At 65.1% G+C, this 20,968-nt stretch carries 21 protein-coding genes and 1 pseudogene; 6 read left to right on the forward strand and 16 right to left on the reverse strand.

What is annotated here, in order from left to right; all coding sequences use genetic code 11:
• Window positions 1–196 precede the first annotated feature (196 nt).
• The 3 genes from UNPF46_RS21205 to UNPF46_RS21215 all read right to left on the reverse strand — a co-directional run bounded on the left by UNPF46_RS21205 (window position 197) and on the right by UNPF46_RS21215 (window position 1,806).
• Window positions 197–685, reverse strand: coding sequence for a VOC family protein (locus UNPF46_RS21205; protein WP_142251304.1), 489 nt, complete (start codon window positions 683–685; stop codon window positions 197–199).
• A 42-nt stretch (window positions 686–727) separates the two neighbouring features.
• Window positions 728–1,156, reverse strand: coding sequence for a VOC family protein (locus UNPF46_RS21210; protein WP_100176375.1), 429 nt, complete (start codon window positions 1,154–1,156; stop codon window positions 728–730).
• A 131-nt stretch (window positions 1,157–1,287) separates the two neighbouring features.
• Complete coding sequence (locus tag UNPF46_RS21215; RefSeq protein WP_100176376.1) at window positions 1,288–1,806, reverse strand: cupin domain-containing protein; 519 nt, start codon at window positions 1,804–1,806, stop codon at window positions 1,288–1,290.
• A gap of 127 nt (window positions 1,807–1,933) precedes the next feature.
• On the opposite strand from UNPF46_RS21215, the gene UNPF46_RS21220 reads away from it, so the two are divergent.
• Window positions 1,934–2,152 (forward strand): CsbD family protein, encoded by a 219-nt coding sequence (locus UNPF46_RS21220; protein ID WP_100176377.1) that lies wholly within the window; start codon window positions 1,934–1,936, stop codon window positions 2,150–2,152.
• A gap of 144 nt (window positions 2,153–2,296) precedes the next feature.
• On the opposite strand, the gene UNPF46_RS21225 is transcribed toward UNPF46_RS21220, so the two are convergent.
• Together UNPF46_RS21225 and ggt are read right to left on the reverse strand one after the other, a co-directional pair.
• The gene (locus tag UNPF46_RS21225; protein WP_018323238.1) at window positions 2,297–2,761 is read right to left on the reverse strand and encodes an FKBP-type peptidyl-prolyl cis-trans isomerase; all 465 of its coding nucleotides are present in this window, start codon (window positions 2,759–2,761) and stop codon (window positions 2,297–2,299) included.
• A 71-nt stretch (window positions 2,762–2,832) separates the two neighbouring features.
• Window positions 2,833–4,419, reverse strand: a complete 1,587-nt coding sequence (ggt, locus tag UNPF46_RS21230; protein ID WP_142251305.1) for a gamma-glutamyltransferase — start codon at window positions 4,417–4,419, stop codon at window positions 2,833–2,835.
• A gap of 198 nt (window positions 4,420–4,617) precedes the next feature.
• Here ggt and trhO point away from each other — a divergent pair, with 198 nt between their 5' ends.
• Complete coding sequence (gene trhO, locus UNPF46_RS21235; RefSeq protein WP_142251306.1) at window positions 4,618–5,400, forward strand: oxygen-dependent tRNA uridine(34) hydroxylase TrhO; 783 nt, start codon at window positions 4,618–4,620, stop codon at window positions 5,398–5,400.
• Entirely contained in the window at window positions 5,390–5,608 is a 219-nt protein-coding gene (locus UNPF46_RS21240) for a SlyX family protein (RefSeq protein ID WP_100181081.1), read from the forward strand. Before trhO ends, UNPF46_RS21240 begins: the two co-directional genes overlap by 11 nt.
• A 6-nt stretch (window positions 5,609–5,614) precedes the next feature.
• Here the strand turns inward: UNPF46_RS21240 and UNPF46_RS21245 are convergent, their stop codons facing one another.
• On the reverse strand, window positions 5,615–7,519 hold the full coding sequence (locus tag UNPF46_RS21245; RefSeq protein ID WP_142251307.1) for a sensor domain-containing diguanylate cyclase: 1,905 nt from the start codon (window positions 7,517–7,519) through the stop codon (window positions 5,615–5,617).
• Window positions 7,520–7,694: 175 nt separating this feature from the next.
• Window positions 7,695–7,910: a hypothetical protein gene (locus tag UNPF46_RS21250; protein ID WP_174718856.1), complete on the reverse strand. Its 216-nt coding sequence runs from the start codon at window positions 7,908–7,910 to the stop codon at window positions 7,695–7,697.
• 106 nt (window positions 7,911–8,016) lie between these two features.
• On the opposite strand from UNPF46_RS21250, the gene hemE reads away from it, so the two are divergent.
• Complete coding sequence (gene hemE / locus UNPF46_RS21255; RefSeq protein WP_142251308.1) at window positions 8,017–9,060, forward strand: uroporphyrinogen decarboxylase; 1,044 nt, start codon at window positions 8,017–8,019, stop codon at window positions 9,058–9,060.
• 9 nt (window positions 9,061–9,069) lie between these two features.
• On the opposite strand, the gene UNPF46_RS38740 is transcribed toward hemE, so the two are convergent.
• The 5 genes and pseudogenes from UNPF46_RS38740 to UNPF46_RS21275 all read right to left on the reverse strand — a co-directional run bounded on the left by UNPF46_RS38740 (window position 9,070) and on the right by UNPF46_RS21275 (window position 13,152).
• A complete protein-coding gene (locus UNPF46_RS38740; protein WP_502705496.1) occupies window positions 9,070–9,297 on the reverse strand; it encodes a LuxR C-terminal-related transcriptional regulator in 228 nt (75 codons plus the stop codon).
• Window positions 9,298–9,444: 147 nt separating this feature from the next.
• Window positions 9,445–9,732, reverse strand: a pseudogene (locus UNPF46_RS38745) (response regulator transcription factor); the annotation flags it as partial.
• Window positions 9,733–9,873: 141 nt separating this feature from the next.
• Window positions 9,874–10,854 (reverse strand): hydroxymethylbilane synthase, encoded by a 981-nt coding sequence (hemC, locus tag UNPF46_RS21265; RefSeq protein WP_142251310.1) that lies wholly within the window; start codon window positions 10,852–10,854, stop codon window positions 9,874–9,876.
• Between the two features lie 26 nt (window positions 10,855–10,880).
• Window positions 10,881–12,506 (reverse strand): GMC family oxidoreductase, encoded by a 1,626-nt coding sequence (locus UNPF46_RS21270; protein WP_142251311.1) that lies wholly within the window; start codon window positions 12,504–12,506, stop codon window positions 10,881–10,883.
• A 55-nt stretch (window positions 12,507–12,561) separates the two neighbouring features.
• On the reverse strand, window positions 12,562–13,152 hold the full coding sequence (locus UNPF46_RS21275) for a TetR/AcrR family transcriptional regulator (protein WP_142251312.1): 591 nt from the start codon (window positions 13,150–13,152) through the stop codon (window positions 12,562–12,564).
• A gap of 100 nt (window positions 13,153–13,252) precedes the next feature.
• On the opposite strand from UNPF46_RS21275, the gene UNPF46_RS21280 reads away from it, so the two are divergent.
• Entirely contained in the window at window positions 13,253–13,618 is a 366-nt protein-coding gene (locus tag UNPF46_RS21280) for a nuclear transport factor 2 family protein (RefSeq protein ID WP_142251313.1), read from the forward strand.
• A gap of 184 nt (window positions 13,619–13,802) precedes the next feature.
• On the forward strand, window positions 13,803–15,764 hold the full coding sequence (locus UNPF46_RS21285) for a putative bifunctional diguanylate cyclase/phosphodiesterase (protein ID WP_142251314.1): 1,962 nt from the start codon (window positions 13,803–13,805) through the stop codon (window positions 15,762–15,764).
• Between the two features lie 53 nt (window positions 15,765–15,817).
• Here UNPF46_RS21285 and UNPF46_RS21290 read toward each other — a convergent pair whose 3' ends face one another.
• The 4 genes from UNPF46_RS21290 to pgm form a co-directional block, all read right to left on the reverse strand.
• Window positions 15,818–16,798 carry a PDR/VanB family oxidoreductase gene (locus UNPF46_RS21290; protein WP_142251315.1) on the reverse strand — a complete coding sequence of 327 codons (981 nt, stop codon included), beginning with the start codon at window positions 16,796–16,798 and terminating at the stop codon, window positions 15,818–15,820.
• An 11-nt stretch (window positions 16,799–16,809) separates the two neighbouring features.
• Window positions 16,810–17,562: a GntR family transcriptional regulator gene (locus UNPF46_RS21295; RefSeq protein WP_097662837.1), complete on the reverse strand. Its 753-nt coding sequence runs from the start codon at window positions 17,560–17,562 to the stop codon at window positions 16,810–16,812.
• 3 nt (window positions 17,563–17,565) lie between these two features.
• A complete protein-coding gene (locus UNPF46_RS21300) occupies window positions 17,566–18,615 on the reverse strand; it encodes an aromatic ring-hydroxylating dioxygenase subunit alpha (RefSeq protein ID WP_100181082.1) in 1,050 nt (349 codons plus the stop codon).
• Window positions 18,616–18,794: 179 nt separating this feature from the next.
• Window positions 18,795–20,441, reverse strand: a complete 1,647-nt coding sequence (pgm, locus tag UNPF46_RS21305; protein ID WP_142251316.1) for a phosphoglucomutase (alpha-D-glucose-1,6-bisphosphate-dependent) — start codon at window positions 20,439–20,441, stop codon at window positions 18,795–18,797.
• Window positions 20,442–20,968: the final 527 nt, after the last annotated feature.

A 20,968-nucleotide genomic window follows, 5' to 3' on the forward strand; every position in this document is an offset into this window, starting at 1 on the left:
CTGCTAGAGCGTTTTCGAGCGAAGTGGACACCGGTTCGCGTGAAGAAAACGCGTCAAAACAAGAATCTAGAGCTTCGGTTCTGATTGAATCAGAACCGAAAATGCTCTAGCGGCCAGATCTTGCCTCAAGTTCCGCTGTCATGCCCCGGCTTAACCGGGACAGCCAGTACACGTGTATATGGCGAGAGCATCCGTACTACGCCGCCGACCTGCCCTCGAACGCCCGGCGCAGTGCCTCGACGTCGAGCTTGACCATCTTCATCATGGCCTGCATCGCGCGTGCGGCCGCGGCCCTATCGGGGCTCGACAGGAACTCGAACATCACTTTCGGCACCACCTGCCAGGCCACGCCCCAGCGATCCCTCAGCCAGCCGCACTGCTCTTCCTTGCCGCCATCGGCGAGAAACGCATTCCAGACGCCATCGACCTGGGCCTGGTCGTCGCAATGGATCATCAGCGAGATGGCGTGGGTGTATTCCATCTTCATGCCGCCGTTGAGCGCGACCAGCGGCTGCCCCGCCACCGTGAACTCGACGACGAGCACGGAGCCTTCCTTGCCGGACGGACCATCCGAGACGTTACGCTGGACGTGCGTGACGGCCGAATTCGGCACGAGCGAGGTGTAGAACTTCGCAGCTTCCTCGGCATCGCCGTTGAACCACATGCAGGGTACGACCTTGGACATCGTGAAAGCTCCTCTTCAGTTCTTTGATCTCACGGACTTCGTTCAGGCGTTCGCCATGTCGGGCTGCAGAGGCGCGGCCGCGAGGTCCATCCAGTTCACACCCCACATGTGTCCGTCCGGATCTTCGAAGCTGCGACCGTACATGAAGCTGTATTCGTCCTTCGGGCTGGGATCGGCCACGCCGCCGGCGGCCTCGGCCCTGCCGACGATGTCGTCGACGTCGCCGCGGCTGTCCGCGGACAGGCAAAGCAGCACCTGGTTGGAGGTCCTGGCGTCAGCGATCGGCTTCGGCGTGAACTGGCGGAATTTGTCGTGGGTCATCAGCATCGCGAAGATGGTCTCGGAAAAGACCATGCAGGACGCCGTGTCGTCGCTGAACTGCGGGTTCTTGGCCGCGCCGACCGCCTCGTAGAAGGCGGTGGCGCGCGCAAGATCGGTCACCGGCAGGCTGACGAAGATCATCTTGGGCATCGGAGGCTCCTTGGGGCGGTTTCAGCCCAAGGACGGACGGGCCGACGGCCATCCGACACCGCTTCAGGATATTTTTTGACCTGGGATCAGCGGAATCTTTGTCGCACCGAACCGGGTCCCTCGGAACAACCCTACTTCTTCTCGTTCGGGTCCCGGTGCACGGGGTCGATCCACAGCACGGTCTCGGGCTTCTCGACCGGCTCGATGTCGAGATTGATCGCGACCGCCTCGCCGTCGCTGCGCACCAGCACGCATTCCAGCACCTCGTCCGGGCTGGCGTTGATCTCCTGGTGCGGCACGTAGGGCGGGACGAAGATGAAATCGCCGGGACCGGCCTCCGCGGTGAATTGCAGGCTCTCGCCCCAGCGCATCCGCGCCTTGCCCTTCACGACATAGATCACGCTTTCGAGATGGCCGTGATGATGCGCGCCGGTCTTGGCGTCGGGCTTGATGCTGACGGTGCCGGCCCACAATTTTTGCGCGCCGACACGGGCGAAATTGATGGCGGCGGCACGGTCCATGCCAGCCGTCGAAGGCACGTTGGTGTCGAGCTGATTGCCGGGAATGACGCGCACGCCGTCATGTTTCCAGCGATCATCATGATGATGATCGTGATCATGGTGGGAGTGCGAATGGTCATGGCCGGTCATGGGATTTTCTTTCTGTTTGTTCCGTGCGCGCGAAACTAACCAAAGCCGCGACATCAAGCCATACCAAATTCGGAACTCTCATAGCTGCCGGACGTTGTTTCGACGAGCAAACCAGAAGGAGAGTTTCATGGGCAGCACGACCGACAAGATCAAGGGTACCGCCAACGAGGCGATCGGCAAGGCCAAGCAGGGCATCGGTGAAGCCACCGGTTCCGAGCGCATGAAGGGCGAAGGCGTGGTCCAGGAAGTGAAGGGCAAGGGCCAGCAGGCCATGGGCGATGCCAAGGACGCTGCGAAGGAGGCGATCGATCGCGCCGCAGCCGCGGCCAAGCGCGCGGCGGAATGACGCGCGACGATCTGAAAATGAAAAGACCGGCCGAAAGGCCGGTCTTTCTTTGCTGTCATTCCGGGGCGGTGCGTAGCACCGAACCCGGAATCTCGAGATTCCGGGTTCGGCTCTTCGAGCCGCCCCGGAATGACGGCTGCGCCGTCACTTCACCGCGAGCAATTCCACGTCGAACATCAGCGTCGCGTTCGGCGGGATCACGCCGCCCGCGCCGCGCGCGCCGTAGCCGAGCTGCGGCGGGATGATGAGCGTGCGCTTGCCGCCGACCTTCATGGAGGCGACACCCTCGTCCCAGCCCGCGATGACGCGGCCCTTGCCGATCGGGAATTCGAACGGCTCCTTGCGGTCGACGGAGCTGTCGAATTTCTTGCCCTTCTGGCCGTTCTCGTAGAGCCAGCCGGTGTAGTGCATCACGCAGATCTGTCCGGGCTGCGGCGAGGCGCCGGTACCGACGGTGGAATCGATGATCTGCAAGCCTGAAGCTGTGGTCATGGTCTTTCCTGCGGTCTGGGCCGAGGCCGTGGTGGAAACGAAATGCGACACGCCGGCGATCACCGTGATCGCGAGTGCCGACATCAGAGTGAGAAGCGCGCGCTGGAAACGCTGCATAAGACACCTTCCGTTTGAGGCGGAAGGTGTCTAGCGCAACGAGGGTAACGTTTCCAGCCCTTGCGCCTCGATCAGTAGCCGAGCGCGCAGCCGTCCTTGCGCGGATCGGAACCGCCGGTGAGCGTGCCCTTGTCCCAATCGATCCAGATCGCCTGGGCGCCGCCGAGCGGGCCGACCACGCTGGTGGTCTTGTGACCGAGCTTCTTCAGCCCCTCGACGATCGCGGCCGGCACGCTGTCCTCGAGCTGATACTGGCCCTCGTAGTGCAGGCCGCGCGGCATGTCGATCGCCTCCTGCACGTCGCAGCCATAGTCGAGGATGTTGGTCAAGACATGGGTCTGGCCGGTCGGCTGGTACTGTCCGCCCATCACGGCGAACGACATCGTGGAGCGGCCGCCCTTGGTGAGCAGGCCCGGCATGATGGTGTGCAACGGCCGCTTGCCGCCCTCGATGCAGTTGGGATGGCCGGGCTGGATGCGGAAGCCGCCGGCGCGGTTCTGGAACAGCACGCCGGTCTTGTTCGAGACGATCGCCGAGCCGAAGGAATGCGCGACCGAGTTGATGAACGAGCAGACGTTGCGGTCCTTGTCCACCACCGTGATGTAGATGGTCGACGGATTCATCGGCGGCGCGACGTTCGGCAGGTCGAGCATGCCGTCCATGCGGATCTTGCTGATGTACTCGTCGGCAAAACCCTTCTCCAGCATCTCGGCGACATTGATCTTCATGTGCTCGGGAGAGGCGACATGCATCTCGCGGTTCATGTAGGCGATGCGCGCGGCTTCCGCCTCGAGATGAAAGCGCTCGACGCTCAGGGGCGCGTACTTGGTCAGGTCGAAGCGCGACAGGATGTTGAGCATCAGCAACGCGGTGACGCCCGGGCCGTTCGGCGGGCACTGCCAGACGTCATAGCCCTTGTACATGGTGCCGATCGGCGTCGTCGTCTCGGTGGTGTGCGCGGCGAAATCGTCGAGCGTATGGAGGCCACCGATCCCGCGCAGCGTCTCGACCATGTCTTCGGCGACCGCGCCCTTGTAGAAGCCGTCGCGGCCGTCCTTGGCGATCGCGCGCAGGGTCTTGCCGAGCTCGGCCTGGCGGATGACGTCGCCGGCCACCGGCGGCTTGCCGCCCGGCAGCAGGTAGCGCACGGTGTTGGTGCCGGCCTTCAGCTTCTCGAACTGGTTCTTCCAGTCGAAGGCGATGCGGGGGGCGACGACATAGCCTTCCTCGGCCGCCTTGATCGCGGGCTGCAGCAGGCGGTCGAAGCCGAACTTGCCGTGATCGCGCAGCACGGTTGCAAAGGCATCGATCACGCCGGGAATCGAAACCGCATGCGCCGAGGTCAGCGGCACCGAGTTGATCTTGCGCTCGAGATACCAGTCGGCATTCGCCGCCTTCGGCGCGCGGCCGGAGCCGTTATAGGCGATGATCTTGCCCTCACCCCGCGGCTGGACCAGTGCGAAACAGTCGCCGCCGATACCGGTCGATTGCGGCTCGATCACGCCGAGCAGGGCCGAGCCGGCCACCGCCGCATCCACCGCAGTGCCGCCCTCCCGCAGCACCTCGATTGCCGCGAGCGAGGCCTGCGGGTGCGAGGTCGCAACCATCGCGTTGGTGGCGTGGACCGTGGACCTGCCGGGGAAATGGAAGTTTCTCATCGAATTCTTGCTCTCTTGGCCGTGGGCGCAGGTGGTGCGCCATCTCGCAAAACCCGGGTCTACATGACACATTCCCGCCCGTCGGGGCAATGCTGGCATACCAGCGAAATGGCTGCCATCCACCAGGCGTATAGACCTTTCGAGGCCGGCGCCTCCTGCGGGTTTTCTGGGCCGCACGCGCCTGCTAAACGAGCCGCCATGTCTGGTCCCCATTCGGTCACCAAGGTCGCCGCCTTCTACCAGTTCGCTGCCCTCCCGGATTACCGCGAGCTGCGCGAACCGCTGCGCGCGTTCTGCGCCGGCCTGACGCTGAAGGGCAGCGTGCTGCTGGCGCAGGAAGGCATCAACGGCACGCTCGCCGGTGTGCCGAAGGCGATCGATGCCCTCGCCCATGAGCTGGCGCACGGCGACATGTTCGGCGGCCGGCTGGACAATCTCGAATTGAAGTTCTCGACCGCCGAGGCCATGCCGTTCGGGCGGCTCAAGGTGCGGCTTAAGAAGGAGATCGTCACGCTCGGCGATGCGGCTGCCGATCCGACCCGCCAGGTCGGCACCTATGTCGATGCCAGCGACTGGAACGCGCTGATCTCGGCGCCGGATACGCTGCTGCTCGACACCCGCAACGCCTTCGAGGTGGCGATGGGAACGTTCGAAGGCGCCGTCGATCCCGGCATCAGAAGCTTCGGCCAGTTCAAGGATTTTGCCGCCCAGCGGCTCGATCCGGCCAGACACCGCAGGATCGCGATGTTCTGCACCGGCGGCATCCGCTGCGAGAAGGCGAGCGCGCATCTGCTCGCGCGCGGCTTTGCCGAGGTCTATCACCTCAAGGGCGGCATCCTCAGATATCTGGAAGAGGTGCCGGAGGAGCAGAGCCGCTGGCGCGGCGAATGCTTCGTGTTCGACGAGCGTGTCGCGCTGGGCCATGGCCTGCAAGAATCCGGCTTGCGCGAACGGAACAAGGATGCTGCGCGTGACGAATGAGATCAGGACGCTGAGCGAGCGCATCGACACGCTGGAGACGCGGCTCGCCTACCAGGACGACGCGATCGAGACGCTGAACCAGACCATCACCGCGCAGTGGAAGCAGATCGATCTGCTGACGCGGAAGATCGCGGAGCTCGGCGAGCGGCTCCAGGAAGCCGAGGCGAATGCGCCGGGGCCCGCCAACGAGCCTCCGCCGCATTATTGAGCCGTCCTACTGGCCGGACGCCTTGGGCATCAAACTCATGAGCTCGCCGGACATCATCAGGCGGTTGCGGCCGGCGTCCTTGGCGGCGTAGAGCGCCCGGTCGGCAGCTTCAACCAGCGAGGCCACGCCCGCCGTGCGCTCCAGCGCCGGCCGGCAGGTCGCACCGCCGACCGAGACGGTAACGCATCCAGACGCCAGATTGCTGCTTTGAACGAGGCCGGCCTCGTGAATGGCCTTGCGGATCCGTTCACCGACCAGGGCGCAGCCGGCGGCATCGGTGTTCGGCAGCAGCATGGCGAATTCCTCGCCGCCATAGCGCGCCGCCAGATCGCCGGCACGCTGCGTCTCGGCCGCGATGATCTTCGCGACCAGGCGCAGGCAGGCGTCGCCCGCGGGATGGCCGTAATCGTCGTTGTAGGCCTTGAAGTGATCGACATCGATCATCAGCAAAGCGAGGCTGGAGCGGTCGCGATAGGCCCGCGCCCATTCCTCTTTCAGCCGCTCGTCGAAGCGACGGCGATTGGCAAGGCCAGTGAGGCTGTCCTCGATCGCAAGCGTCTCGAGCCTGGTTTCCAGCTTCTTGTGCTCGGTGATGTCGCGCGAGATCGCGACCACGCCGTCGACGCGGCCATCGTCCTTGCGCGTCACCCGCATGGTCGATTCCAGCCAGACCTCACCGTTCCTCCTGTGCGAGTTGCGGTAAATGAGGCGCGCCTCCTCGCGTTCGCCGCGCTTCATGGCGTCGACGATCGCCTGGACCACCGGCAGATCCTCCGGATTGATGCCCGCCAGCGCCGGCGTGCCGATCAATTGATTGGCGCGCCAGCCGACGACGCGCACGGACGAGGGCGAGACATAGCGCAGCCGCTCGTCGAGCCCGATGCGCGTCACCATGTCGCTGGAGCCTTCGGCGAGCAGGCGGAAATGGGCCTCTTTCTCGACCAGGGCCGCGGCCATGCGCTGGCCGCGCTGCAACTGCCGCACCAGCACGGCGCCGATGACCGCAATCAGCATCACCAGCGCGAGGACGTAGAGCATGCGGGAGATGGCCGCGGCGCGCCAGGGCGCGAGCAGCTCGTCCTTGTCCAGCGTGGCGAGCAGGACCAGCGGATAGCGGACGGAGCGCTTGAAGAAGCTGACGCGCTCGGCACCGTCCAGCGGCGACTTGAAATGATAGGCGCCGCTCGGCCGCTGCAGGCTGGCGTCGCGGAACAGCGGGGTGTCGGCGACGCTGCGGCCGACGAACTTGTCGTTGCTGGGATTGCGCGCGATGATCAATCCGTCGCCATGAACCAACGCAGCAGAGCTGTTGCGGCCGATCTCGAACTGCTCGTAGAAGTGCGCGAGATATCCGGAACTGATGGTCGCGAGCACCACGCCGCCGAAGCTGCCGTCCGGCTTGTTGAAGCGGCGCGACAGAGTGACCACCCATTCGCCTTCGAGGAGGCTCTTCACGGGATGGCCGACATAGGGCTCCCGTTTCGGGGAGAGCTGATGATGGCGGAAGAGCGCGTCGTCGCTGAGCGTCGAGCCGATCGTGCCGGGCGAGGTCAGCCAGTTGCCCTGGTCGTCGATGATGGCGAAGCTGTGGATGCGCGGAACGGCCTTCCTGCGCGCCTCCATGACGTTGCCGAGCTTGGCGATGGTGGTGGGGCCGGTGCCGTCCATCTCGAGCCGGCTGACGACGCCGACGACGCCGGAATCCAGGAGATCGAGGCTGTCCTCGGCATGCTGGGTCAGCGACCGGGCGACGTTGGCCATTTCGGTCTCGGCACCCCGGAGCACCGCATCGCGCGCAGCCCATTCGCGCCAGCCGCTGACGCCGAGAATGGTCGCGCAGGTCAGCACGACGAACGCTGCCGCGCGCAGCGGCAGGCGGCTCCATCCGGCTCTTTGGGTCGCAAGGCTCATGCGGCAGAATTCTCCGATGGTTCGGAAACTCTGCCGCTTCTATTAGTGAACTCTGAAATCCCTACTGGAATACGCGGCGATCTGCCCGGGTTCCAGTAGTCCTACGGATGCCGCAATCGGCGCATCGCTAACAGGATATTAGCGAGCCTATCGGAATCCGGCCTCCTGGCGCCTGCTAGCTGAAGATCGCCTTGACCTTGTCCCAGAGCGAGGGACTGTCGGCATCAGCATCGGCCTTCGAGGGCGTCGGCTGGGCGGCGCTCACGGGATCAGACGCTGGGAAGGTGTCTCTGAGCCCGGCGTCGAGCTTGCTGTGGCGGTCGGCGGCCAGCGCTTCATGCGGATCGTCGGCGTGCTTGTCATGCGGCGCGGGATTGAATGTCTCAGCCATAATCTCCTCCATCGGCGGGTCAACGCGGCCCGATCGCGCTGGTTCCCCTGTTCCGCTGCGGGCCGAGGCGGTGTATCAGGGGCCATAACCCTGTTCAGGACCATTCGTGCCCCAATCTGCAAAAAAGCCCTTCATCGACGTGCTCTCCGGCCAGCGTCAGAGCACCCCGCCCATGTGGATGATGCGGCAGGCCGGCCGCTATTTGCCGGAATATCGCGAGGTGCGCGCCAAGGCCGGCGGCTTCCTCGACCTCTGCTTCAACCCGGAGCTTGCGGCCGAGGTGACGCTGCAACCGATCCGCAGGTTCGGCTTCGATGCGGCGATCATCTTCTCGGACATCCTGGTGATCCCCTATGCGCTCGGGCGCTCGGTGCGGTTCGAGGTCGGCGAGGGCCCACGGCTGGATCCGCTGGATGATCCCGCGAAGGTCGCGACGCTGATGCGGCGCGCCGATTTCGGCAAGCTCGAGCCGGTGTTCGAGGCGCTGCGTATCGTACGTAGCGCGCTGGACCCGAAGGTCGCGCTGATCGGCTTCTGCGGCGCGCCGTGGACGGTCGCGACCTACATGGTTGCTGGCCAGGGCACGCCCGACCAGGCGCCGGCCCGAATGATGGCCTACCGGCATCCGGAGGCGTTCGCTGAGATCATCGACGCGCTGGTCGAGAACTCCATTCAATATCTGCTGGCGCAGCTCGATGCCGGCGCCAACGCCTTGCAGATCTTCGACACCTGGGCTGGCGTGCTGCCGCCGGCTGAATTCGCGCGCTGGTCGGTCGAGCCGACGCGGCGCATCGTCGAGGGCGTGCGGGCCAAGGTGTCGGATGCCAAGATCGTCGGCTTCCCCCGCGGCGCCGGCGCGCTACTGCCCGGTTACGTCGAGGCGACAGGCGTCAATGCCGTGAGCATCGACTGGACGGCAGAGCCGGCCTTCATCCGCGAGCGCGTGCAGAGCAAGGTCGCCGTGCAGGGCAATCTCGACCCGCTGGCGCTGATCGCGGGCGGCGCCGCGCTCGAACGCGCGGTCGATGACGTGCTGACCAATTTTGCGCAAGGGCGGCTGGTCTTCAACCTCGGCCATGGCATCCAGCCGGAGACGCCGATCACCCATGTCGAGCAGATGATCAAGCGCGTGAGAGACGGGCGCGGTTAGACCCGGAGATCACAAGGACGCGTTCTGCCGGCTGGCGTCGCCACGCGCACCTCCCGCGACGGGGACCGTTCGGTTGCTCCGGGTGGCCTCGAAAGCCGCAATCGCAAGCTGGGCGATTGTCTTGACCCCAGCCTTTCGCATGATGCTAGCGCGATGGTCCTCGATCGTTCGCGGGCTGAGGTTCAATTTGCGCCCGATGACCTTGCTGGTCGAGCCGGCAAGCAAATGATCCAGCACTTCCTGCTCTCGCTTGGTCAGCCGCCAGGAAGTCTTGAAGCCGTCAGCCTGAGCCGGCGAGCCTGTGTCGGCGCTCGCCCCGGCATCCTCGATCCGCGCGATGAGATCGCCGGCGTTGAACGGCTTCTCCACGAAATCTGCGGCCCCCAGGTGAAGCGCGCGCACCGCGGTCGGAATATCACCTTGGCCCGATACGATAAGGACCGGCGTCGGATTGGACATGTTTCGGAGCTCGCCCAGGACGTCGAGCCCGGACTCGGCCGGCAGACAGAGGTCCAGGAGGATGCAAGCCGGACAGCTCCGGCCAAGGCGCGCAAGCAGCGCCCCGCCATCCGCGAAAAACACCGGTCGATACCCGGCGCGCTCGAGAACAATTCTCAGCATCGCGCGCATCGTGAGATCGTCTTCGAGGATGAAGACTTCATTGCCAGCCATCGTCGCCACTCTTTTTTGCCAAAGTGACGGCTCTATGCGCCCTCACGGCCGGCAGGAGAAGCGGAAGATGTTAAGACAGTTCTCGATTAGATAAGGGCAACTTTACCTAAAACTTGCTCGAATTAGGCTGGAATTAACGTCCTAGCGCGGCCGGCTGCGCTCGATGATCTCGGCGGCGCCTTTCATCAGCAGATCCAGACCCACCGCACGGCCGAGCTCGCGCGGGCGATTGGCGGGACCTTCGCGCGAGGCTTCGATGATGGTGTTGCCGGAGAGGTCGAGCACGGATGCGGTCAGCGACATCTGATCGCCGGCGATGGTCGAGAAGCCGGCCACCGGAGAATTGCAGTGGCCGTTGAGCACCCACAGCACCTCGCGCTCGGCATCGGCAGAGGCGTGCGCGGCGGGATCGTCGATCGATGACAGGATTTTTCGCGTCTGCCAGTCCTGCGCCGCGCATTCGACGGCGACGATGCCCTGCCCCGCCGCCGGCAGCATCTCCACCGCAGTAAACTCGTAAGCGATGCGGCTGGCGAGGCCGACGCGGTCGAGACCGGAACGCGCCATGATCAGCGCGTCCGCCGGGCCTACCGCGCCGCCATCCGGCAGCTTCTGCTTCTCGCCATTGTCGAGTTTTCGCACGCGGGTGTCGGCGGCGCCGCGGAAGTGGATCACCTCGACATCCGGAAACAGCCGCCGCGCATAGGCGGCACGGCGCACCGCATTGGTGCCGATCTTGAAACCCTTGCCGCGCGACTGGCGCAGCGCCTCCAATGTCACCCCGTCGCGCAGCACCAGCGCGTCGCCGGGTGGATCGCGCGACAGCGTGGCGCCGATGACGAGGCCTGGCGTGTCCTCGTTGCCGGGCATGTCCTTCAGCGAATGCATCGCCGCCTGCAAGTCGCCGGACAGCACGGCGGCCCGGATCTGCGCCACGAAGGCGCCGCCCTTGCCGCCATGGGGCAGCAGCTTGCTGGTCTGGTCGGTATCGCCCGTGGTGTCGAACTTGACGATCTCGACGTCGAGACCGGGCAGGGCGGCGGTCAGGCGGCGCGCGATCTCTTCCGTCTGTGCCAGCGCCATCGCGCTCTTGCGTGTGCCGATCCTCAATCGCGTAGCCAAGTCCTGGTCCTCTCAACAATCGCGGGTTATCCCGCATCCTCCAATATCATGTCGGAGGCCTTTTCGGCGATCATGATGATCGGCGCGTTGGTGTTCCCCGACACGAGATCCGGCATGATCGAGCCGTCGACGACGCGAAGGCCTTCGAGGCCCCGCACTTTCAACCGCTGATCGACCACCGCGAGCGGGTCGTTGCCCATACGACAGGTCGAGGTGGGATGGTAGATGGTGCTGCCGCGGTCGCGGCAATAATCCAGAATTTCGGCATCCGTGGATACCTTCGTCCCAGGGTCATATTCGCTGACCACGAACGGCTTCATGGCTGGCGCATTCAGGATCTTGCGCAGGATCTTGATGCCCTCGACGTTGGTGGTGCGGTCGGTCTCGGTCGACATGTAGTTGATGCGGATTTCCGGCGGCACGGTCGGGTCCGCACTCCGGATGCGCAGGGAACCGCGGCTCTCGGGACGGAGCTGGCAGACCGACGCCGTGAAGCCGGAGAAGTCGTGCAGCTTCTCGCCCATCTTGTCGGTCGAGAACGGCAGGAAATGCACCTGGATGTCGGGCGAGGCGAGCCGCGGGCTGGTCTTGAAGAAAGCACCCGCGGTGCCGGCCGCGATCGTCAGCCAGCCCTTGCGGAAGAGCGCATAGCGCGCGCCGGCGAGCGTGCGGCGGAGCGGATGATTGACGGTGTCGTTGAGCGTGATCTTCTGCGAGCAGCGCATAACGATGCGGACCTGCATGTGGTCCTGGAGATCGTGACCGACGCCCGGCGCGTCAAGCACGACATCGATGCCGTGCTTGCGCAGGAGGTCGCCGGGCCCGACACCGGAGAGCTGGAGCAGCTGCGGCGAGTTGTAGGCGCCGCTCGACAGCACGATCTCCTGCCGCGCCCGCGCGCGGCGCACGGTTGCGCCTTGCCTGTATTCGACGCCGACGGCGCGACGTCCTTCGAACAGCACGCGCTGACCGAGCGCCTCGGTTTCGACCTTGAGATTGCCGCGTGTCCTTGCCGGGCCGAGATAGGAGACGGACGTCGAGGCGCGTCGGCCGTTGCGCGTCGTGGTCTGAAACAGGCCGACGCCTTCCTGGGTGGCACCGTTGAAATCAGGATTGTAAGGCAGACCGGTCTCGACCGCGGCGTCGATGAAGGCCTTTGACAGCGGATCGGTCACGATCATGTTGGAGACCGGCAGCGGACCGCCGCTGCCATGATACTGATCGGCACCGCGCGACTGGTTCTCGGCCTTCTTGAAGTAAGGCAGCACGTCGTCATAGCCCCAGCCGGTGTTACCGAGCTGGCGCCAGCGGTCATAGTCCTCATGCTGGCCGCGGACATAAAGCAGGCCGTTGATCGAGCTCGATCCGCCCAGCGTCTTGCCGCGCGGCTGAAACACCTGTCGTCCCTTCAGCTCGGGCTCCGGCTCAGTCTGGTACATCCAGTTGACGCTCTTCTCCTTGAACAGCTTTCCGTAGCCGAGCGGGACGTGGATCCAGATGTTGGAATCCTTCGGGCCGGCTTCGAGCAGCAGCACGCTGTGCCTGCCGTTCGCAGACAGGCGGTTGGCGAGCACGCAGCCCGCGGAGCCGGCGCCGACGATGATGTAGTCGAACTCTGGATCGCTGGATGTGAGAGAGGCATTTGCGGTCATGTCTTGACTGTCTTCTTGTTGCTGTTGGCGTTTCCCGTTTCGTCACCTAGCACAATCATGGCTTGACGCGCAGCGCCTCGACCAGCGACTTGAACGCACGGGCATATTCCGCGCCCGCCCTTGCGATATCCGCGCGTCCGGCGCAGGCGACCGCAGCCTCCGTCACCGCGCCGAGCAGGAGCCGCGCCAGCGGCTCGACCGGCTGCCGCGCGATGAGGCCGGCGTCCATCGCCGCGGAAAGCGCTCGCGGCAGCTTGCCGCCAAAGTGCTTGGCGTCGATCTCGCGCCAGCGCTCCCACCCCAGGACGGCCGGGCCGTCGCGCAGGATGACCTGGCCGGTCGGTCCCTTCGCGGTCGCGGCAAAGTAATGCTGGGTGCCGGCGACCATCGCGGCAAGCACGTCCTTCTCGGCGCGCGCGGCACCGTCGATCTCCACGACGAGATCGCGCGAGACCTGGTCGAACACGGCCTCGAACACCGCCTCCTTGGTCCTGAAGTGATGATAGACCGCGCCCTTGGCGACTGCGGCTGCCTCCGCGATCTCGTCCATGGTGGTGGCGGCAAAGCCTTGCGTCCCGAACAGGCGGCGCGCCGCCGTCAGGATCGCCTCCGATGTCGCCGCACGACGTTCCGCCTGTTTTGCCATGGGTCTCGTCTAATCCAACCGCACGCAGCCCGCCAGTTGACTTTTCGACCGTTGGTCGGTATTTACCGACTACCAGTCGGTTTTATCCGTGAGGTGCATGATGCCGAGCCGTGAGGTCGTGGAAGCCTTTGCCAAGCGCCTGGAGGATGGGGATTTCGTCGGCGCGATCGAACAGTTCTATGCGCCCGACGCCGCGACCTACGAGAACAACGCTGCTCCCACGGTTGGCCGGGAAAAGCTGGTCGCGGAGGAGCGCGGCGTGCTGGCCGCGACCAAGGAGGTCAAGGCCGTGCGTATCGGTCCGAGCCTGATCGAGGGCGACCATGTCGCGACACGCTGGGTCTTCAGCTTCACCAATGCGGAAGGGGTGACGCGGACACTGGACGAGATCGCATGGCAGAGCTGGCGCGGCAATGTGATCATCGAGGAGCGGTTCTATTACGATCCGAAACAGTTGGGGCGTTAAGGCGCTTTCCCCAACATGGCTGTCACCGCGCATTTGTATCGATTTGTTATCGATACTCTCTCACCAACACGCAGAAGTGGCCGGCGCGCGCCCTGCAGCGAGGGATAATTCATAGTTCGTCAAAGGTTTGCGGCGAATTCTCCGCACCGAGCTGGACGAACTGCCCAAGCTGCTAGGCTCTGGAATGCGGACTCAACTGACCACCTATTTCGCCCGGCTGTTTGCCGGCGATCTGTCGGCGTTCGGCGGTCCCGCAACCGACGAAGCGGTGGCCGGCCATATCCGCGCCGAGCAGATCTCGCTCGTGCTTGGCTATTCCGTCGGCATCATGCTCGCCAATGCCTGCAACGCCATCGTGCTCGCCGTCGCGTTGTGGCAATCACCGGACCGCATCTCCGCTCTGATCTGGGCCACCGCCGTGGCCGGCGCAGCGATCGCGTTCGGCCTGCAGTCCCGCGCGGCACGCCGCATCACCAAGCCGCAATTCGTCTCGCGCCGCGCCATGCACCGCCTGGTGCGCAATGCCTTCGTCCTCGGCGCCGCCTGGGGCATCGTACCGGTCGCCTTCTTCAATGATGCCTCCACCGGCGGCCAGCTCGTCATCACCTGCCTGTGCTCGGGAATGCTGGCCGGCGGTGCGCTGGCCTTCGCCACCATCCCGATCGCCGCCATCGCCTTCACTGCCCCCATCTTCGTCGGCATCGCCATCTGCCTCGGCAGGAACGGCGATCTGGCGTTTCTCCTGATCGCCTTCCTCGTCGTGGTCTATGGCAGCGTTCTGATCCGCGGCGTGTTCGTCAATTCGTTCTCCTTCGCGCGTCGCGTGATGCGGCAGATCGAGGCCGAGCGCTCGGTGCGGCTGGATCCGCTGACCCATTTGCCCAACCGCGTCGCCTTCAACGAGACGCTCGAAGCCGCGCTCAAGCGGCTGACATTGTCAGGCGAGGAGTTCGCGGTTCTCCTGCTCGATCTCGACCGTTTCAAGGAGGTCAACGACAAGTTCGGTCATCCCGCCGGCGACGAATTTTTGGTCCAGGTCGCGAGCCGCCTGCGACGCTGCACGCGCCCGGCCGAGCATGTCGCGCGCATCGGCGGCGACGAGTTTGCGCTGGTGATGGCCAACCTGGCGCGCCCCGAAGACGCGCTCGAGATCGCCGAACGCTTCGTCGCGGCCTTCACCGAACCGTTCCGCATCGAGGGCCGCCAGATCGTCGGCGCGACCAGCGTCGGCATCGTGCTGGCGCCACGCGACGGCAACACGCAGCTCGACGTGATGAAGAATGCCGACGCCGCGCTCTATCGCGCCAAGAAGGCGGGGCCCGGCACGGTCTGCTTCTTCGAGGAAGCCGACGACCGTTCATCCCGCGACCGCAAGGCGTTGCAAGCGGACCTTCAAGGCGCCATCGCGCGGAACGAGCTGTTCCTCGTGTTTCAGCCGTTCCTCGATCTCGATGAAGACCGCATCACCGGCTTCGAGGCGCTGCTGCGCTGGCGACATCCCGAGCGCGGACTGGTGCCGCCGAGCGAATTCATTCCGATCGCGGAGGAGACCGGGCTGATCCACGAGATCGGCGAGTGGGTGATTCGCCGCGCCTGCGCGACGATCGCCAAATGGCCCGACGAGATCAGGGTCGCCGTGAATTTCTCCGCGTCGCAATTTCACAACGCCGGCATCCTCCAGATCATCGTGCAGGCGCTCAGCGAGGCGAAGATCGCTCCGCACCGGCTCGAGATCGAGATCACGGAATCGATGCTGCTGTCCAAATACGGCTCGGCCGAGCCGGTCCTGAACGCGCTGCTGCAGCTCGGTGTCACCGTGGCGCTGGACGATTTCGGGACGGGCTTCTCCTCCCTTACTTATCTGCGCAAGCTGCCGTTCAGCCGCATCAAGGTCGACCAGTCCTTCATCCGCGACATGCTGGTGCAGCCGGACTGCGCCGCGATCGTGAAATCGGTGATCGGCCTGGCGCGAGACCTCAACATCGGCGTGGTCGCCGAAGGCGTCGAGACTGCCGATCAGCTCGAATATCTCAGGCAGATCAATTGCGGCGAGGTTCAGGGTTATCTGATCAGCCGACCGGTGTCGGCGGATGGCGTCATGGCGCTGCTGGAGACGAAAAAGCTTCGGGCCATTTACGCGGCGTAGGCTACCAAGCCACCCGCGGCGTCATGGCCGCGACATGACGACCGCGCCCGGTGTCAAATCGCATCCGCGCGCAGCAGCGTGTCCACCGTGATCGTGCCCCGCGCGCGCGAAACGCAGGCGCAGATCTTCTGGTTACTCTCTTTCTGGTGGTCGCTGAAGAAGACGTCGCGATGGTCGATCTCGCCGTCGACCTCGACGACGTCGATGGCGCAGAGGCCACATTCGCCGCGCTTGCAGTCGGATATCACCTCAAAGCCGCTGGCGTTGAGCACATCGAGCATCGAGCGCTCGCGCGGGATTTCGAGCTCGACGTTGGAGTCCTTCAGGCGCACGCGAAAAGTTTCGGTCGGCAGCGTGCCGCTGGAGCCGAAGGTCTCGTAGCGGAGATCTGGCAGCGGATGGCCGGCGCCGATCCAGGCATGGCGCGCGGCCTCGAGCATGCGCATCGGGCCGCAGAACAGGGCCAGCGTGCCTCGTGGGACCGACGCGAACAGCGCGTCGAGATCGAGCCGCTTGCCTTCATCGCCGGCATGGACGACCAGGCGGTCACCGAGCATGGCGGCGAGATCGTCGAGATAGGCCGCTTCGGCGCGCGAGCGCACTGCGTAGTGCAGCGTGACACCTGCTCCGCGGCGCGCCAGCGCCTGCGCGGCGCCGAAGATCGGCGTGATGCCGATGCCCCCGGCGATCAGGCAATAGTTTTCGCGGGCCCAGTCGACCGCGAGCAGCGAGGCGGGCTGGGTGATGTCGAGCCGCGCGCCCGGTGCGAGCTGCCACATGTAGCGCGAGCCGCCGCGGGAATCCTCGGCCCGGCGCACCGCGATCTTGAAGCCGGCCGAGCAGGCTTCGCCGACCAGCGAATAGGACCGCGTCTCGGGCAGGCCGTCGACGGTCACGCTGACATTGATGTGGCTGCCGACCGGATACGCAGCGGCATCGAACTGGTCGGGCCGGATCAGGAATTCGCGAATGCCGGGCGCAAGGTCGCGCATCGAGACGAGCGTTGCCGGAATCCAGGTGTCGATGAAGCGCATGGCGGCTGCCCTCAATCGGTTGTGGTCTTGATCAGCGCGAGCGCCGGCAGGAGGTCGAGATGGGTGCGGTTGCGCAGCGCCAGCCGCAGATTGCGCACGGCGAGCCGCGCATGTTCGCGCATGACGGCTTCGGCGCGCGCGCCTTCGCGGTTCTCGATGGCGTCGATCACGACGCGGTGGTGCTCCTGGCCGATGATCAGGATCTGCTGCGCTTCCGGCAATGCCGACTGCGCCATCACGAAACCGCTTGGCGAGGCGAATGGCAGCGCCGAGGCGCGATCGATCTGCCGGATCAGGGGCGGGCTGCGCGACAATTCCGTCAGCAGCGCGTGGAAGCGCGCGTTCAGCGTGACATAGGACGAGAAGGCTTCGATCGAGATCGGCACCTGGCTCAGCAAGTCGTCGATTGCAGCCAGGCATTCCTTCAAGGGCTCGAGCTCGCGCGCGGAGACGCCGCGCTCGGCGGCGAAGCGCGCGGCAAGGCCCTCCAGCGTGCCGCGCAGCTCGATGGAATCGGAGATGTCGCGCTCCGAAAAGGCCTTCACCATGAAGCCGCCGGAGGGGATCGCCTCCAGCAGGCCCTCCTCCTCGAGCCGCACCAGCGCCATGCGCACCGGGGTGCGCGAGGCGCCGGTGGTTTCCACCGCCTGGAGCTCGGAGATGCGCTCGCCCGGACGCAGGCTTCCCGACAGGATCTGGTCCCGCAGCGCGAGCTGCGCCTTCACGGTCTGCGAGACGGAACGGTCGACCTCACGCTCGGCCATGATCTACTCCGCGGCCTGAAGGCGCTGCGGCCCGTTTTCCTTCGCCACCATCCTGTCGATCAGCTTGCGCGTCCACATCGCGCCGGCATCGATGTTGAGGTTGTAGAAGATGCGATCGGGGTTCTCGTCCATGGCGCGCTGCTGCGCCTCGAGGATCAGTTCGTCCTCGCGGAAGATGCCGGAGACGCCCTCGCGGATCTCGCTGGTGATGCGCTGCTCGCCGAGCTGATAATTGCGCACGAAGGACCAGAAATAGTGGCAGGTCTTCTCGGTCTCGGGCGTGATGGTGTTGAGCACGAAGCCGTTGACGCCCTGCGAGCGGTCGCCCTCCGGCGCGCCGGTGCCTGTCGGCGCCACGCCGACGTCGATCGCGATGGTGCACGGTGCTTCGAAACGGATGATCTGCCAGCGGTCGACCAGGCCCGGCTTGCCGAGCTGCTTGGCCCAGAACGGCGGCGGCTCGATGTTCCGCATCCAGCGCGTCACCGTGACCGTCTTCTCGCCATGGGTGACGTCGAATGGCGCCTCGGCGACGGCGTCGTTGCCGATCGAGGAGCCGTGCACGAAGGTCTCGTGGGTGAGATCCATGAGATTGTCGAGCACGAGGCGATAGTCGCATTTGACGTGGATGGTCTTGCCGTCGCCCGCCCAGGCCGGATCGTGATTCCAGTGCATGTCCGGGACCAGCGCGGGATCGGCCAGCGCGGGATCGCCCATCCAGAGCCAGACGTAGCGATGACGCTCGACCACCGGATAGGAGCGCACGCAGGCCGAGGGGTTGATGGTCTCCTGCGAGGGCATGAAGGTGCAGCGGCCCTGCGCGTTGAACTTGAGGCCGTGATACCCGCAGACGACGGTGTCGCCTTCAAGCCGCCCCTTCGACAGCGGCACCAGGCGGTGCCAGCAGGCGTCCTCGAGCGCGGCCACCGAGCCGTCGGCCTTACGATACATCACGACGTGCTTGCCGCAGATCGTCCGCGGCAGCAGCGCCGGCTTCACATCGGCGTCCCAAGCGGCGGCGTACCAGGCGTTCATCGGGAAGGGCTTTGTCATCGGTCTCACTCCCACGGCTTATGTATGCGTTATGTATACAATAACTGAGGGAGAGAAACGTTCAAGATCAAATTTTGAGGATAATAATACCTTTACCACTAACGATGTATACAGACTTACCCAAACACGCCTGCCCCCCTGGAGGGGGAGGGTAAGAGAGCGGCACCTCTTGGAACAACTTACGCCCCGAACACCTTCGCCAGCCCCGCCTGCGCCTCTTCCTGGATCCGCTTCAAATGCTCAGGGCTGCGGAAGCTCTCGGCGTAGATCTTGTAGACGTCTTCCGTCCCGGACGGCCGCGCCGCGAACCAGCCGAAATCGGTCTCGACCTTGATGCCGCCGAACGGCTGGCCGTTGCCGGGCGCCTTGCTCAGCGTTGAGCGGACCGGATCGCCGGCGAGGTCCTTGAGGCCGAGCTGCTCGGGCGTGACGGATTTCAGGATGTTCTTCTGCGGCCCGGTCGCGGCGACGTCGATGCGCGCGTAGTGCGGCACGCCGAACTCGGCGGTGAGATCGCCGAAGAGCTGACTGGGATCGCGGTCGGTCCTGGCCATGATCTCGGCGGCGAGCAGGCCGAGGATGATGCCGTCCTTGTCGGTCGTCCACACCGTGCCGTCGCGGCGCAGGAACGAGGCCCCTGCACTCTCCTCGCCGCCGAAGCCGAAACCGCCGGTGAGGAGGCCATCGACGAACCATTTGAAGCCGACCGGGGTCTCGACCAGCCTGCGCCCGAGCTTCCTGGCGACGCGGTCGATGATCGAGCTCGACACCACGGTCTTGCCGATCGCGGCATCCTTGCTCCAGTTCGGACGATGCGCGAACAGATAGGAGATCGCGGTCGCCAGATAATGGTTCGGATTCATCAGGCCGCCGGACCGCGTCACGATGCCGTGGCGGTCGGCATCGGTGTCGTTGGCAAAGGCGACGTCGAAGCGGTCGCGCATCCCGATCAGGCTCGCCATCGCATAGGGCGAGGAGCAGTCCATGCGGATCTTGCCGTCCCAATCCACCGTCATGAAGCGGAAAGTCGGGTCGATCGCCTCGTTCACCACCGTGGCATTCAGACCGTAGCGCTCGATGATCGGATGCCAATAATGCACGGCGGCGCCGCCGAGCGGATCGATGCCGATCTTGATGCCGGCGGATTTGACCAGCTCGAGATCGACCACGTTGCCGAGATCGGCGACGTAGGGCGAGACGAAGTCATAGGCGTGGACGTTCGAAGACTTGCGCGCCTTCGCATAGTCCATGCGCTTCACGCCCTTGAGGTTGTCGGCGAGGTAGGCATTGGCGCGCTTCTCGACGATTCCTGTGACGTCGGTGTCGGCGGGGCCGCCATGCGGTGGATTGTATTTGTAGCCGCCGTCCTCGGGGGGATTGTGCGAGGGCGTGATGACGACGCCGTCGGCAAGGCCGCTGGCGCGACCCTTGTTATGGGTGAGGATCGCGTGTGAGATGACGGGCGTCGGCGTGTAGCCGCCGTCCTTGTCGATCATGATGTCGACGCCGTTTGCCGCGAACACCTCGACGGCGCTCGCGAGCGCCGGCTCGGCCAGCGCGTGGGTGTCGATGCCGATGAAGAGCGGACCGGTCAACCCTTTTTCGTGTCTGTAGTCACAGATGGCCTGCGTGGTCGCGAGGATGTGGCCCTCGTTGAAGGTATTCTTGAACGAGGTGCCGCGATGGCCGGAGGTGCCGAACGCCACGCGCTGCGCGGGATCCGCGGCATCGGGCTTGCCGGCGAAATAAGCCGTCACCAGCCGCGGAATATTGGTGAGCGCGTCCGGCGAAGCCTGCTTGCCCGCCGCGGGATGAACGTCAGCCACTGGAATGTCCTCGTCCTGTCATCACAGAGATAGCGGACACCATAGCATCGGCCGGGGCTCCGCCAAGGGCACAACACGCGCGAGAGGGCGGCGTTCCCTGGGTGGGTGGCTGCAGCGAAAGTCCCGGGCCCAGAGAACCGTCATACCCGCGCGACCGCAAAGCTGTTGTCGCTGGACGTGCGAGGCTTGCGATGTGCACGAATCGCAGGCCGAGCCTTGCCTTGCATGGCGAGCACCTTAGGGTGACGGTCATGAATTTGAGCCTGCATCATCAGGGCGTGGGCACGCTTGCGCTTTGCCCACTCTACGAGATCGAGCTTGTGGCACGCAGCTCGGCTTGCAGACACGCCTTCGCAGCCTCGCGGCACGTTTCGCCCGAGCTTTGCTTCGTCACTTCACCCTCTTGAGCCAAGAGGGCGCAGGGAAGGCCGGGTGCCGACAGGCACCCGCGGTCTGCTGCGCGAAAGGCACGCGCAAAAAAGACCGCACAGCAGCATACAGGTGTCGCCGATCACTCGGCCTTCCCT

It is taken from the genome of Bradyrhizobium sp. UNPF46 (assembly GCF_006658625.1).
Lineage (GTDB): Bacteria > Pseudomonadota > Alphaproteobacteria > Rhizobiales > Xanthobacteraceae > Bradyrhizobium > Bradyrhizobium nitroreducens.

Bases quoted from the DNA above. Each gene is read 5' to 3' on its own strand.
- UNPF46_RS21205 (WP_142251304.1), bottom strand. From the start codon at position 685: ATGTCCAAGGTCGTACCCTGCATGTGGTTCAACGGCGATGCCGAGGAA.
- UNPF46_RS21210 (WP_100176375.1), bottom strand. From the start codon at position 1,156: ATGCCCAAGATGATCTTCGTCAGCCTGCCGGTGACCGATCTTGCGCGC.
- UNPF46_RS21215 (WP_100176376.1), bottom strand. From the start codon at position 1,806: ATGACCGGCCATGACCATTCGCACTCCCACCATGATCACGATCATCAT.
- UNPF46_RS21220 (WP_100176377.1), top strand. From the start codon at position 1,934: ATGGGCAGCACGACCGACAAGATCAAGGGTACCGCCAACGAGGCGATC.
- UNPF46_RS21225 (WP_018323238.1), bottom strand. From the start codon at position 2,761: ATGCAGCGTTTCCAGCGCGCGCTTCTCACTCTGATGTCGGCACTCGCG.
- ggt (WP_142251305.1), bottom strand. From the start codon at position 4,419: ATGAGAAACTTCCATTTCCCCGGCAGGTCCACGGTCCACGCCACCAAC.
- trhO (WP_142251306.1), top strand. From the start codon at position 4,618: ATGTCTGGTCCCCATTCGGTCACCAAGGTCGCCGCCTTCTACCAGTTC.
- UNPF46_RS21245 (WP_142251307.1), bottom strand. From the start codon at position 7,519: ATGAGCCTTGCGACCCAAAGAGCCGGATGGAGCCGCCTGCCGCTGCGC.
- UNPF46_RS21250 (WP_174718856.1), bottom strand. From the start codon at position 7,910: ATGGCTGAGACATTCAATCCCGCGCCGCATGACAAGCACGCCGACGAT.
- UNPF46_RS21270 (WP_142251311.1), bottom strand. From the start codon at position 12,506: ATGACCGCAAATGCCTCTCTCACATCCAGCGATCCAGAGTTCGACTAC.
- UNPF46_RS21275 (WP_142251312.1), bottom strand. From the start codon at position 13,152: ATGGCAAAACAGGCGGAACGTCGTGCGGCGACATCGGAGGCGATCCTG.
- UNPF46_RS21280 (WP_142251313.1), top strand. From the start codon at position 13,253: ATGCCGAGCCGTGAGGTCGTGGAAGCCTTTGCCAAGCGCCTGGAGGAT.
- UNPF46_RS21285 (WP_142251314.1), top strand. From the start codon at position 13,803: ATGCGGACTCAACTGACCACCTATTTCGCCCGGCTGTTTGCCGGCGAT.
- UNPF46_RS21290 (WP_142251315.1), bottom strand. From the start codon at position 16,798: ATGCGCTTCATCGACACCTGGATTCCGGCAACGCTCGTCTCGATGCGC.
- UNPF46_RS21295 (WP_097662837.1), bottom strand. From the start codon at position 17,562: ATGGCCGAGCGTGAGGTCGACCGTTCCGTCTCGCAGACCGTGAAGGCG.
- UNPF46_RS21300 (WP_100181082.1), bottom strand. From the start codon at position 18,615: ATGACAAAGCCCTTCCCGATGAACGCCTGGTACGCCGCCGCTTGGGAC.